The organism is Bradyrhizobium huanghuaihaiense (assembly GCF_007830635.1).
Taxonomy (GTDB): Bacteria; Pseudomonadota; Alphaproteobacteria; order Rhizobiales; family Xanthobacteraceae; genus Bradyrhizobium; species Bradyrhizobium huanghuaihaiense.
In genome coordinates this window covers 189,842-202,234 of the sequence record NZ_VLLA01000010.1, presented here as the reverse complement: position 1 = coordinate 202,234, position 12,393 = coordinate 189,842, and the positions used below count along the sequence as shown (strand labels likewise).

11 protein-coding genes are annotated in these 12,393 nt (G+C 63.7%); 8 read left to right on the top strand and 3 right to left on the bottom strand.

Features of this window, described 5'->3' with window-relative positions:
* Positions 1-52: 52 nt before the first annotated feature.
* Positions 53-277 carry a DUF6894 family protein gene (locus IQ16_RS21500; RefSeq protein WP_145831731.1) on the bottom strand — a complete coding sequence of 75 codons (225 nt, stop codon included), beginning with the start codon at positions 275-277 and terminating at the stop codon, positions 53-55.
* Between the two features lie 258 nt (positions 278-535).
* Between IQ16_RS21500 and IQ16_RS21495 the strand changes: the two genes are divergently transcribed.
* Positions 536-1,243: a Bax inhibitor-1/YccA family protein gene (locus IQ16_RS21495; RefSeq protein ID WP_018642555.1), complete on the top strand. Its 708-nt coding sequence runs from the start codon at positions 536-538 to the stop codon at positions 1,241-1,243.
* Between the two features lie 19 nt (positions 1,244-1,262).
* Here the strand turns inward: IQ16_RS21495 and IQ16_RS21490 are convergent, their stop codons facing one another.
* Entirely contained in the window at positions 1,263-1,766 is a 504-nt protein-coding gene (locus IQ16_RS21490) for a DUF1269 domain-containing protein (protein ID WP_018642556.1), read from the bottom strand.
* A 216-nt stretch (positions 1,767-1,982) separates the two neighbouring features.
* Positions 1,983-2,189, bottom strand: a complete 207-nt coding sequence (locus tag IQ16_RS21485) for a DUF3551 domain-containing protein (protein WP_080648041.1) — start codon at positions 2,187-2,189, stop codon at positions 1,983-1,985.
* A 357-nt stretch (positions 2,190-2,546) separates the two neighbouring features.
* Here IQ16_RS21485 and IQ16_RS21480 point away from each other — a divergent pair, with 357 nt between their 5' ends.
* From IQ16_RS21480 to IQ16_RS21450, 7 genes are all read left to right on the top strand, one after another.
* Positions 2,547-3,629 carry an efflux RND transporter periplasmic adaptor subunit gene (locus IQ16_RS21480; protein ID WP_026311917.1) on the top strand — a complete coding sequence of 361 codons (1,083 nt, stop codon included), beginning with the start codon at positions 2,547-2,549 and terminating at the stop codon, positions 3,627-3,629.
* Positions 3,626-6,691, top strand: a complete 3,066-nt coding sequence (locus IQ16_RS21475) for an efflux RND transporter permease subunit (protein ID WP_018642558.1) — start codon at positions 3,626-3,628, stop codon at positions 6,689-6,691. The genes IQ16_RS21480 and IQ16_RS21475 overlap by 4 nt, the downstream gene beginning before the upstream one ends.
* 145 nt (positions 6,692-6,836) lie before the next feature.
* Entirely contained in the window at positions 6,837-8,270 is a 1,434-nt protein-coding gene (locus IQ16_RS21470; RefSeq protein ID WP_018642559.1) for a basic amino acid/polyamine antiporter, read from the top strand.
* Between the two features lie 14 nt (positions 8,271-8,284).
* Positions 8,285-9,550, top strand: a complete 1,266-nt coding sequence (gene arcA / locus IQ16_RS21465; RefSeq protein WP_018642560.1) for an arginine deiminase — start codon at positions 8,285-8,287, stop codon at positions 9,548-9,550.
* A 38-nt stretch (positions 9,551-9,588) separates the two neighbouring features.
* Complete coding sequence (locus IQ16_RS21460; RefSeq protein ID WP_244635789.1) at positions 9,589-10,530, top strand: outer membrane beta-barrel protein; 942 nt, start codon at positions 9,589-9,591, stop codon at positions 10,528-10,530.
* 14 nt (positions 10,531-10,544) lie between these two features.
* On the top strand, positions 10,545-10,793 hold the full coding sequence (locus IQ16_RS21455) for a hypothetical protein (protein WP_018642562.1): 249 nt from the start codon (positions 10,545-10,547) through the stop codon (positions 10,791-10,793).
* A 382-nt stretch (positions 10,794-11,175) separates the two neighbouring features.
* Positions 11,176-12,381, top strand: a complete 1,206-nt coding sequence (locus IQ16_RS21450) for an ATP-binding protein (protein WP_026311920.1) — start codon at positions 11,176-11,178, stop codon at positions 12,379-12,381.
* The last annotated feature ends 12 nt before the right edge of the window (positions 12,382-12,393 follow it).

Here is a 12,393-nt window from a genome sequence, read left to right as displayed (position 1 = left end):
GGCAGGAAATCGGCGGGCGCGAAGCGTCAGGTCCGGTCGTCAGGTACCGTCGTCAGGGCTTGGGAAGCAACGCCTCGTCCTCGCTCGCGGAGCAGGAGAGGAACTCCGTCGTCCGGGCAACGAGCACGACACTGCCACGGAAGAATTCGCCGGCCTTGGCAAGCTCGGCGGCAAGGCGGCTGGCATGCAGGACGGCTGCGTCCTGCCCGGCATATTCGCATCCGATCCCGTCGGTCGAGACACCATATTTGTCAGCGATATGGAAGAAGAAGCGCATGCCCCCGATTAGGCCGGGCCGCGGCGGGCCTCCAGTGACAACGGCGTAAGGTGCCTCCGCCAAAAGGCTGAGAGGCGCAAAAGAGGTTCCCCACTTGCGGATTGGTAATGAACAGGGGAGCCGTGGGCGCTCCGGCGGCGCCGTGCCATTTGCAAGGCAGTGGTTTTCACTGATGGCGCTCGGGGGATTGTCCGATGTTGGTCTGCAGGTTCGAAGGCTAACGTGGCCCCACTCGGCGAGCGCCAGAGGAGGCAAGCGATGTCGAACTATGATCACAACCTGACGGCTACAGACACCGCCGGCGGCGTCGCGGTGGATGCCGGATTGCGCGACTACATGCTTCGGATCTACGGCTACATGGCCGCCGGTGTCGGCCTGACCGCCGTCGTCGCCTGGGTGACCTATCAGGCCATCGGCCCCGAATTGCTCCAGAGTCCCCTGATGTGGGTCTTCATCCTGGCGCCGCTCGGCCTGGTGTTCTTCATCGGCTCGCGCATCAACACGCTGTCGGTGTCCACGGCGCGGATCCTGTTCTTCGTCTATTCGGCCCTGGTCGGCGTATCGCTATCGATATTGCTGCACATCTACACGAGTTCGTCGATCACCCGCGTCTTCTTCATCGCGGCCGCAATGTTCGGCGCGCTTAGTCTCCTCGGTTACACGACCCGGCGCGACCTCTCGGGATTGGGCACCTTTCTGTTCATGGGCCTGATCGGGATCATCATCGCGAGCCTGATCAACCTGTTCCTGGGGTCGACCGCACTCGATTGGCTGATCTCGATCGTGGGCGTCGGCGTGTTTGCCGGCCTGACGGCCTACGATACCCAGCGGATCAAGGGGATGTACGACATCTCGGATGACCACACCGCCGCGGGCCGCAAGTCGGTCGTTGCCGCGCTGTCGCTCTATCTCAATTTCCTCAACCTGTTCATGATGCTGCTGCGACTTGCCGGCGGCCGCCGTTGAGGCGCGAGAGGACGGCGGCTCAGGCCGCCGGCCGCTCCACCGCACTGGCGAGCGCGTCGCGCAGCGCCGCTTCCTTGGTCTCATCGAGCGAGGTCTTGAGCACGACGCCGCCGGCGTCCTTGATCTCCTTGATCACCTTGTCCGCGGTCATGTGCTTGATCAGGACGAACAGGGCGGCGTTGCCGGTCTGGAGATTGGCCGACAGGTTCTTCATGAAGGAATCGTCGATGCCGAAGTCGGACAGCGCGCCGCCCAGCGCGCCCGACGCGGCACCCACGGCGACCCCGAGGATCGGATTGAGAAAGAGGACTCCGATGAGGAGGCCCCAGAAGCTACCGGTCATCGCGCCCATGGCAGTGGTGTTGACGAGTTGATTGAGCTTGATGCCGCCCGAATCCGTCTTCACGGCGATCACGGCGTCGCTGATCGTGATCAGATATTCCTTCTGCAGCTTGAGCAGCCGCTGACGCACTTCTTCGGCTTTTGCCTCGGACGGATACACGATCGCGACCAGATCGGACATGAAGACCTCCCTTGGATCGAAAATGCGGACCAAAATGTTGGTGCGGACGGTATCCCGCGGGCGGCACCTCCGGGATCAGAGGAAACCCTGCCTCAGGCGGATGAATGTCCCAATAGGTGCGCCCGCACCGTGGCCCTCTTTGGAGTTCGGGCGGCGCGAGACGACCGGAAAATCGTCTAGCGACGCCCGACCGGCGAGGCCTGGACGAGCCGATCCCTATTGCCACGAACGATGATTCCGAACGCAGGTACCGTTTCGTCCGCTGATGGATGCGCGGCATTGTTGGCGCGTCGAGTACATGCAGTTGGTCATTCCCTTGATCTTCGTGCACCACGCCAGATCTTGCGCGCGTCCTGGCGCAGCCGCTCCCATGACGCCAAGCGTCATGGTGATCGCGGCTGCCAGCAAAGCCAGCTTTTTCATGGGGATCCTCCTGTCCTCGAGTGAAGCGTCCGGAGCCCGAGCAACCCGCTCCGTCGTGCGCCGGTGTCTTGGCGGACGCAGGTCGCGCCACCATGATGGCCGGCGCACGTGTTATGCGCCGCGTGCGAGGCTCACGCTATTGGGTGATTGCCTGACGCGGGAGAGGGAATCATCCAGTCCCTGTCGCGCGGTCGATCATGTCTTTGGCAAGAATCTTGGGCAAGAACCTTGGGTAAGAATTTTGGGCAAGAAGCGTCGACCACGATTGTATCCGCGGGCGCTCAGTAGATTTACCGATACAAGGACGATGGCTCCTCGGCAAAATCAGGTCCGGTGAAGTCGATCGGTGATCATCTCATGCCGACGCTCAGGACAATGGTTATTGCCGGCGCGGCATCGCTGCTGCTGGCGGCCTGCGAAAGGGAAGCGGCCAGCGACGTCGCGCCGGCGCCACGCCCGGTTCGCACGACGACGATCGAGAAGCGGGAGTCGCCGACGCCGTTCGTCTTCACTGGACATGTCGAAGCCGAAGACGAGATCAGCGTTGCGTTCCGAATTTCGGGGCGGCTGCTCGCGAACAACACCAGGCTCGGCGAGCGCGTCGAGGCCGGCCAGCTTCTGGCGCAACTGGAATCGCAGAATGAAGTGAACGCGCTGCGTCAGGCGCAAGCGGCTCTCGCCGCCGCGCAAGGACAGCTCACCCAGGCCCGCAATCATTTCGAACGTCAGCAGACATTGCTCGCGCAGGGATGGACCACGCGCGCCAATTTCGAGACGGCAACGCAGGCGCAACAGACGGCCCAGTCCCAGGTCGACGCGGCCGAGGCCCAGTTGAGCGCCGCCCACGACCATGTCAACTTCACCGAGGTGCGGGCCGATGCGCCCGGCAAGATCACCGAGACGGGGCCCGCCGCCGGCGAGGTGATCCAGGCCGGACAGACCATTGCCCGGATTGCGCGGCAGGATGGCCGCGATGCTGTCTTCGAGGTCCCTGCCCAGCTGGTGCGAGCGGCTCCCGCCAATCTGCAAGTGACCGTCAGCCTGACGGACGATCCGGCAGTGACCGCGCAAGGGCGCATCCGGCAGGTTGCCGCGCAGGCAAACCCGGTCACACGGACCTTCGAGGTGAGGGTGGGACTCAGCGATCCGCCCGCCGCGATGCGGCTGGGGGCCACGGTGATCGGTCGCGCCGAGGCGAGCGCCGGACCGATGATCGACATTCCCGCAACTGCGCTGACCAGGATGAACCAACAGCCGGCCGTCTGGATCCTCGATCCCCTGACCAAGACGGTCTCTGCCCGGAACGTCGACGTGCTGCGGTTCGATCAGGCACAGGTAATCATTTCGCGCGGGCTCGACGCTGGCGAGATCGTCGTGACCGCGGGCGTTCAGGCGCTTCATCCGGGCCAGAAGGTGCGCGTGCTCGGGTCGGAGCCATGACCGGCTTCAACCTCTCGCAATGGGCGCTCGAGCGCCGCTCGCTCGTCATCTATCTCATGCTCGTTGCCGTGCTCGCCGGCGGACTGTCCTATGTCCGCCTCGGCCGGAACGAGGACCCTGCATTCACCATCAGGACCATGATCGTCCAGGCGGCGTGGCCAGGGGCGACGGCCGCAGAGACGATGAAGCAGGTGACGGAGCGGCTCGAGCGTCAACTGCAGGAGACGCCGCATCTCGACTTCCTGCGCAGCTTCACCCGGCCCGGCCTCACCACGATCTTCGTGAACCTGAAGGGGAGCGCCAACGCACGAGATGTCTCCGACACCTGGTATCGGGTGCGGAAGACGATCGGGGACATTCGCCATACGCTCCCTGCGGGGGTTGTCGGCCCGGCATTCGACGACGATTTCGGCGACACTTTCGGCATCGTCTACGGCTTCACCAGCGACGGGTTTACCGAGCGCGAGCTGCGTGACCGGGTCGAGGCGATCCGATCGCGTCTCCTGGGCGTGCCCGACGTTGCGAAGATCGAGCTGCTGGGCGCGCAGGACGAAGTGATCTTCGTCGAGTTCTCCAAGAAGGAGCTCGCAAATCTCGGCGTCGATCGGACAGCTCTGATCGCCGCTCTGCAGGCTCAGAATGTCGTGATGCCGACCGGGACGATCCAGACCGGCTCCGAGCGAATCTCGCTTCGGGTGTCGGGAAGCTTCCAGTCCGAGCGGGACATCGCCGGCATCAACTTCGCGGCCGGCGGTCGCATGCTCCGCCTGAGCGATCTTGCGACGGTGCGGCGCGGCTATGCCGATCCGCCGCAGCCGCTGTTCCGGGTCAACGGCCATCCGGCAATCGGGCTCGCGATCGCCATGCGCGACGGCGGCGATATCCTCGCTCTCGGTAGGAACGTCAAAGCTGCGATGGCGGCCATCACCGCCGACCTGCCGATCGGAATCGAGCCGAGCCTGGTTGCCGATCAGGCCGTCGTGGTGGACAAGGCGATCGGCGAGTTCATGACCTCGCTGGTGCAGGCGATCGCCATCATTCTCGCGGTGAGTTTCGTCAGCCTTGGCCTGCGTCCCGGCCTCGTCATCGCACTGGCGATTCCGCTCACGCTCGCCATCGTGTTTCCGACCATGGACCTTCTCCGCATCGATATGCAGCGAATATCGCTCGGCGCTCTCATCATCGCACTCGCGCTGCTGGTCGACGACGCCATGACGACCACAGATGCCACGCTCAACCGGCTGGCGCTGGGCGACAGCAAGATGGCGGCTGCGAGCTATGCTTTCCGCACCCATGCGCTCGCAATGCTGGCCGGTACGCTGGTGACCATCGCCGGCTTCATTCCGGTCGGCTTTGCCGCCAGCGCCGCCAGCGAATACACGTTCTCGCTGTTCGCAGTGGTTGCGATCGCACTGCTGGCATCGTGGTTCGTCGCGGTCATCTTCGCGCCGCTGCTGGGTGTCGCCATCCTTCTGCCGCCCAAGCAGACGGGCGCTCCGGCTCCCGGAGCCGTCTTCCGGCTGTATCGGCGCTTTCTGGTGCTGGCGATCCGCGCCAAATGGCTGACGCTGGGCGGGACGGCAGCGCTCTTCGTCGCATCCATGCTCGCGCTTCCGCTGATTCCGCAGCAGTTCTTTCCCTTGTCCGACCGGCCGGAGCTGCTCGTCGACATCAGCCTGCCGCAGAACGCCTCGATCTATGCCAGCGAAGCTGCGGCCAGGCGCCTGGACAAGGCGCTGACCGGCGATCCCGACGTCGAGCATTGGAGCACCAATGTCGGCCGCGGCGCGATCCGCTTCTATCTGCCTCTCAGCGTCGAGCTGCCGAACGAGTTCTTCACCCAGGCCGTCGTCGTCGCCAGAAGCGTTGCGGCGCGTGAGCGCTTGCATGCAAAGCTGGAGCGGTTCCTGGCGAATGAATTCCCGAACGCGATCTCGTCGGTTTCGCCGCTCGGTCTCGGCCCCCCGGTTGGATGGCCGTTGCAATATCGCGTCAGCGGCCCCGACGTCGAGCGAGTCCGCGACATCGCGCTCGAGGTGGCGCGGATCCTCGCCTCCGATCCGAGCGCCAGAAGCACGAACTTCGACTGGATGGAGCCGGATCGCCAGGTGCGCATCCGCGTCAATCAGGATGAGGCACGCCTTCTCGGTCTGAGTTCACAGGCGATCTCCACCGTCCTGAACACCGTGATCTCCGGTAGGCCCGTCACACAGGTTCGGGACGACATCTATCTCGTCAACGTGGTGGTCCGCGCGACCGACGAACAGCGTGTCTCGTTGGCGAGCTTGCGAACGCTGCAGGTGCCGATCCCCGGTGGACGGACCGTTCCGCTGAGCCAGTTTGCCTCCTTCGAGTACGATCAGGAATTCCCCTTGATCTGGCGGCGCGACCGCGTGCCCACCCTGACGGTGCGAGCTGCCATTCCCGACGGGGTGCTGCCGGAAAGGATCGTCAATACGCTGGCGCCCGCCATCGCCAAGCTGAGGACGACGCTGCCGCCGTCCTATGATGTCGTGGTCGGCGGCACCGTGGAGGAGAGCCGGAAGTCCCAGGCCTCCGTCATGGTGGTCGTGCCGGTGATGCTGTTCGTCATGTTCACGGTTCTGATGGTCCAGGTGCAGAGCTTCCCGCGGCTATTGATGGTCGTCAGCGTTGCACCGCTCGGCCTGATTGGCGTGGTTGCGGCGCTGCTCCTGTCAGGGCGGCCGCTGGGTTTCGTCGCCATTCTCGGCGTCCTCGCGCTGCTCGGGATGATCAGCAAGAACGCGGTGATCCTGATTGGGCAGATCGAGGCTGAACGCGCGCAGGGGAAGGGACCCTGGGAGGCCGCGGTCGATGCCAGCAGCTCCCGCTTTCGTCCGATCATGCTGACGGCGGTCTCCACCGTCCTCGGCATGATTCCGATTGCGCCGACTGTCTTCTGGGGGCCGATGGCCTTTGCGATCATGGGCGGACTGCTCGTCGCAACCGTTCTGACGCTCGTCTTTCTGCCGACCTTGTATGTGGCCTGGTCGGGCGGAAAGGAGCCGGTCGCGGCTCCCGAAGCGCCGAGCGTGGCCTGAGCGTCGGGCCGTGAGGGTAATCCCGGACTCCGACTAGGTAATCACCTGATAGGCCGCCTTCATATCAGAGCGCATGGTTCGGGCTCGGAATGAGCAGGCCGATCGGTCACGGCATCGGTCATCGTTCGCGGTTCGAGGTCTCCCCATGACTGCGACGCCAACGGTCCAAAAGCTTTCGTTGTTCGCACTGACGGCAATGGTCGTCGGCTCCATGGTGGGCTCAGGCATCTTCTCGTTGCCGCGGACGTTCGGCATCGCCACCGGCCCGTTCGGCGCCATCTTCGCCTGGTGCATCGCAGGCGGCGGCATGTACACGATGGCGCGCGTGTTTCAGACTCTGGCCGAGCGAAAGCCGGATCTCGATGCCGGCGTCTACGCCTACGCGAAGGCAGGTTTCGGCGACTATCCCGGCTTCCTGTCGGCGCTCGGCTACTGGACCGGCAGCTGCATCGGCAACGTGTCCTACTGGGTCCTGATCAAGTCGACGCTCGGCGCGTTCTTTCCCGTGTTCGGCGACGGCAATACGGTCACCGCGATCATCGTCGCCTCGATCGGGATCTGGCTATTCCACTTCATGATCCTGCGTGGCGTGCAACAGGCCGCCGCGATCAACACCATCGTCACCGTCGCCAAGATCGTGCCGATCCTGATCTTCATCGTCATCCTGGCGTTTGCCTTCAAGGCCGATCTGTTCCGCGCCAATTTCTGGGGCGGCGAGGGGATGCCGGACAAGGGTCTGTTTGATCAGATCCGCGCGACCATGCTGGTCACGGTGTTCGTCTTTCTCGGGATCGAGGGGGCCAGCGTCTATTCCCGCTACGCCAAGGAGCGGTCCCATGTCGGCGTCGCGACGATCATGGGCTTCGCGGTCGTTACGACCCTCATGGTGCTCGTGACGATGCTGCCCTATGCCGCGCTGCCGCGCGCGGAGATCGCCGACGCGCGGCAGCCGTCGATGGCGACGGTGCTGGAGGCGGTGGTCGGGCATTGGGGCGCCGTGTTCGTCAGCATCGGACTTCTGGTCTCGGTGCTCGGAGCCTATCTCGCCTGGTCGCTGATTTGCGCCGAGGTGCTCTCCGCCGCCGGCCGTACCAGGGATATGCCGCGCGTGTTCGGCACCGAAAATGCCAACAAGGTGCCGGCCGCAGCGCTCTGGCTCACCAATATCGTCGTGCAGCTGTTCGTCATCAGCACGTACTGGTCGCGGGATGCCTTCGCGTTGATGCTCAATTTGACGAGCGTCATGAACCTCATTCCGTTCTTCCTGGTGGCCGCTTACGGGCTCCTGCTGGTCAAGCGGGGCGAGACCTACGAAAAGAGCCCGGGCGAACGGCGACGCGACCTGATCTTCACCGGCATCGCCGTCGTCTACACGCTGTTCCTGATCTATGCCGCCGGGATGAAATATCTGCTCCTGTCGGCGATCCTCTACGCCCCCGGCACGGCGCTGTATTTCTGGGCGCGCCTCCAGCAGAAGGCGAAAATCTTCACGTCGATCGATTGGGTCATCTTCATCGCAGCCGTGATCGGCGCCGTGGTCGGGATTCATGGCCTGGCCACCGGCTACATCACCATCTAGGCGAGGCATCTCCCATGGCGACAGCACAGGCGTCGGATTCAAGGATCCCGTTCGGTGTTCATTCGGAAGTCGGTCAGCTGCGCAAGGTGATGGTCTGCTCGCCGGGCCGCGCGCATCAGCGCCTCACGCCCACGAACTGCGATACTTTGCTGTTCGACGACGTGCTGTGGGTCGACAATGCCAAGCGCGATCATTTCGACTTCGTGCAGAAGATGCGCGACCGCGGCATCGATGTCGTCGAGATGCACAATCTGCTCACCGACACCGTGGCCATTCCGGAGGCCAGGAAGTGGATTCTCGACAACCAGGTCGTTCCCAACCAGGTCGGGCTCGGGCTGATCGACGAGCTGCGCAGCTATCTGGAAAGCCTCAAGCCTCGTGAGCTGGCGGAGACCCTGATCGGCGGACTGTCGACCCACGATTTTCCCGAGGCCCATGGCGGCGAGATGCTTCGGCTGATTCGGGAAGCGGCGGGCATGACCGAATATCTGCTGCCGCCGCTTCCGAACACGCTGTATACGCGCGATACCACCTGCTGGATCTATGGCGGCGTGACACTGAACTCGCTGTTCTGGCCGGCGCGCCATGAGGAGCCGATCCTCGCCGCTGCCATCTACAAGTTCCACCCGGACTTCGCCGGCAAGGTCAATGTCTGGTGGGGAGATCCGACGCAGGATCACGGCCTCGCCACGCTGGAAGGCGGTGACGTGATGCCGATCGGCAAGGGCAACGTTCTGATCGGGCTGAGCGAGCGGACCTCGCGGCAGGCGATCAGCCAGCTTGCTGCGGCGCTGTTCAGGAAGAAGGCGGCCGAGCGGGTGATCGTGGCGGCGATGCCCAAGCTCCGCGCTGCGATGCATCTCGATACCGTCTTTACCTTCGCCGACCGCGATTGCGTGCTGCTCTATCCCGATATCGTCAACAACATTACCGCATTCTCCTATCGGCCGGCGGACAATCCGGCCGGCCTCGAATTGCGCAAGGACGAGAAGCCCTTCGTCGACGTCGTCGCAGAAGCGCTCGGCCTGAAGAAGCTGCGCGTCGTGGAGACCGGCGGGAACGCGTATCTGCGCGAGCGGACCCAGTGGGACAGTGGCGCCAATCTCGTCTGCGCGTCCCCCGGCGTCGTATTCGCCTATGACCGCAACACCTACACCAACACGCTGCTGCGCAAGGAGGGGATCGAGGTGATCACCATCGTCGGCGCGGAACTCGGACGGGGACGCGGCGGTGGTCATTGCATGACGTGCCCAATCACCAGGGACGCGGTCGACTACTAAGCGTGCGCGATCCGGCGGTCTGCACCGACGCCGGTTGATTGGATCAACCGGTGATTTTAAAGTGTGACATTAACACGCCACAATCATTGCGCAGCGTGGCGCAAAACCCGGTCTGCGCAGCAGCATCGGAGGTGGGCGCGATGCGAAGCTCTGGATTTGTTCTGCCGGTGGTCGGCTGGCCCGTCCTCGGCTTGCTCAGTGTGGGCACGGCCGGGGCAGCGGACCTTGATCTCAACGAGTTCAGGACGACTCCGATTGCTGCTGTTCCCTACTATTCCGCACCGTCCTGGAGTGTCGTCGGTTCCATCTCGCCGACCTTCACCGACAACGCGCTCTTCACCCGCGACAACCGCAAGTCGGACATCTATTACGAGCCGGACGTCAGTGTCAGGCTCGACGGAAACCTCACCAACGATCTGTCCTACCGGCTCTACGCACGGGCCCAGTACGAGGCCTTTTCGCGGGAGAAGGACGGCAACTTCGCCGTGGCGCGCATGGGCGCGCGTCTGACCGAGAATTGGAACGGCTGGCGCTTCTCTGCCATCTATGAAAATCGCTATGATTTCGACGGGGTTTACCGCGACCTCGCATTCACGTCGCATGATGTGATGGGCTCGGTGGCGCGCGACTTCCGCTTCGACAACACGACGTTCTCGCCGCTGCTGCTGCTGACCTATCGGTTCTCAGACCTCGCGGAAGCGCGTCGTTGGCGCTTTGACGCTGTGCTCGGTATCGAGGTCAAGCTCGATCCCAGATGGTCGATCGTGAGCACGCCGCTGTTCGAGGCCTATTGGTTCACCGATGGGCTCAACAGCGGCCGGGAGGATCAACTCTATTCGGTCGATGTGGGCCTGAAGTATAATTTCGCCAGCAATGTGTCGCTCACGACCACCGTGCTATACGAGGCGCGAACGTCGAACGTTCCGTTGCGGCGGTACAGGGACGTTCGCATCGGCCCTCGCCTGGATTTCGCCTTTTGAGTGAGACCTGAAAGATGCCCGCAAGACGCCTGTTGACGCTGAGCTGCATCGTCGCCGGAAGCCTTGCGGCATCGATGGCGCTCGCCGATCCGCGCGATGCGGTGGATCGAGGCCAGCGTCTCGATACCGATGCGCTTCGGGATGATGCCGCGATACACCGTCTGCAGCAGCCATCGCATCCTCTCGATATCGCGCCGCCTCGTCCCGCACCAGCGGCGAAGGCGGTGAGGAAGAAGAAGCCGGGCACGAGCAGCAGCCGCTAGGCTGGTCGGCATCCGTGGCCAGCGGGGCGGGAATGTTGCTGGCAAATTGCGACAGGCTTGCTGCTGCGTATTGGAGCAACCACGTTGCCACAGTGACCTCGCGGCCATCCACATCTTGATTTTGAATCTCTGTTGCATCGGATTTGACGTCGCGGGCGTGGCACAAACTGCATAGTGCTCCGCGCTGAAAACATGCCTCACGAATTCGAGATTTCAATCTGGAAATTATACTACCTGATGGTGTGGTCGCGCGACGGGGTGTATGATTGGTCGGCCCCAATGGCGTGCGTCTTCCGGATCCGGTGGCGGATGTCTCGCCGGTGGGGCGGGGAGGGGACCTGCGATATAGTCGCCGATATCGGGCGTCGCCGGAATATAGTGAGTGCGTACCGTGAAGCCACATGGCTGCCCCGACAGTGAGTCGGATCGAACCGGTCTGAAAAACTGGTTGCGCATAGGTTCGCAAGAATCGATCGACGAGCTCTATTGGACGTCTTCGGCAGATCTGCTCTTCGCCGCGCGTCCGTCGTTCCGCGGACACTTCGCCTATGAGGGAATCAATCCGGCATTCGAGTCCCAGCTCGGCGTATCGTCGGAAGACGTCAGCGACATGGACGTCTTCGATTGCATGAGCGCGGACGACGCAAGGTCCGTCTGCGAGGCGCTTCAGGCCGGCCTCGCGGAGGGAACGGAGGTCAGGATCCGCCAGCGGCTCGCGCTCGGCGGGTCGCCGCGGGCGATGGAAACGACGGTCACGCCGATCGTGGACGGCGGCGTGGTCCGGTTGATCGGCAGCCACCGCGAGCTGCGCAACGGTCCTTTCGAGCACGCCGCCGCATGCGACGATGGACTCGATATCGACGTCGGCCTGCTCGCCATTCAGGAAGGCATCCAGCAACGGATCGCCTCCGATCTGCACGACTCGACCTGTCAGCATCTGATCGCCGCCAGCCTCGGCCTGATGCGGATGCGGAGCAATGTGGGCGACGCGGCCCTCGCGGAACGGCTCTGCGACGAAATTGACGCGTCGATCGACGAAGCCCTCCGGGAGCTCCGCGCCTTTGCCTATCTCCTGCATCCGCGGAATCTGGCGGGTGAGGGATTGAAGGCCGCGATCGAGCGATACGCGGAAGGATTTGCGGCGCGCACTTCGTTGCGCGTGACCGTGAACATCGTGCCGGATGTCGATCGGCTGCCGTATGAAACGAAGCGTTCGCTGCTACGCGTCGTTCAGGAGGGGCTCACGAACGTCTACCGCCATGCGAAAGCGACGGAGGTGGCCATCGCCCTCGACCTTGCCGACAGCCGTTTCGTGCTGACGATCAGCGACAATGGACGCGGTCTTCCCGATGTGGTCGGGCGCGGCCACAAGGCGGTATCGGTCGGGGTCGGCATTCCCGCGATGCGGGTGAGGCTGCATGAGATCGGAGGTACGCTGGACATCCGGTCCAGCCGGACCGCGCCACTTTCCGGAACCGTCCTGTGCGCGGTGTTTCCGCGTCGCTTTGCGGCGAACAGGCGGAACCGGCGAAGAGCCACGACCATCATGAGGGCCCACGCAGGCACACGATCAGCGAAAGAACACTAGCCCGCGGCGGCA

What these genes read in the sequence shown, in the direction of transcription:
- IQ16_RS21455 (WP_018642562.1), top strand. Translation starts at nt 10,545, where the DNA reads ATGCCCGCAAGACGCCTGTTGACGCTGAGCTGCATCGTCGCCGGAAGC.
- IQ16_RS21470 (WP_018642559.1), top strand. Translation starts at nt 6,837, where the DNA reads ATGACTGCGACGCCAACGGTCCAAAAGCTTTCGTTGTTCGCACTGACG.
- IQ16_RS21495 (WP_018642555.1), top strand. Translation starts at nt 536, where the DNA reads ATGTCGAACTATGATCACAACCTGACGGCTACAGACACCGCCGGCGGC.
- IQ16_RS21475 (WP_018642558.1), top strand. Translation starts at nt 3,626, where the DNA reads ATGACCGGCTTCAACCTCTCGCAATGGGCGCTCGAGCGCCGCTCGCTC.
- arcA (WP_018642560.1), top strand. Translation starts at nt 8,285, where the DNA reads ATGGCGACAGCACAGGCGTCGGATTCAAGGATCCCGTTCGGTGTTCAT.
- IQ16_RS21485 (WP_080648041.1), bottom strand. Translation starts at nt 2,189, where the DNA reads ATGAAAAAGCTGGCTTTGCTGGCAGCCGCGATCACCATGACGCTTGGC.
- IQ16_RS21500 (WP_145831731.1), bottom strand. Translation starts at nt 277, where the DNA reads ATGCGCTTCTTCTTCCATATCGCTGACAAATATGGTGTCTCGACCGAC.
- IQ16_RS21480 (WP_026311917.1), top strand. Translation starts at nt 2,547, where the DNA reads ATGCCGACGCTCAGGACAATGGTTATTGCCGGCGCGGCATCGCTGCTG.
- IQ16_RS21490 (WP_018642556.1), bottom strand. Translation starts at nt 1,766, where the DNA reads ATGTCCGATCTGGTCGCGATCGTGTATCCGTCCGAGGCAAAAGCCGAA.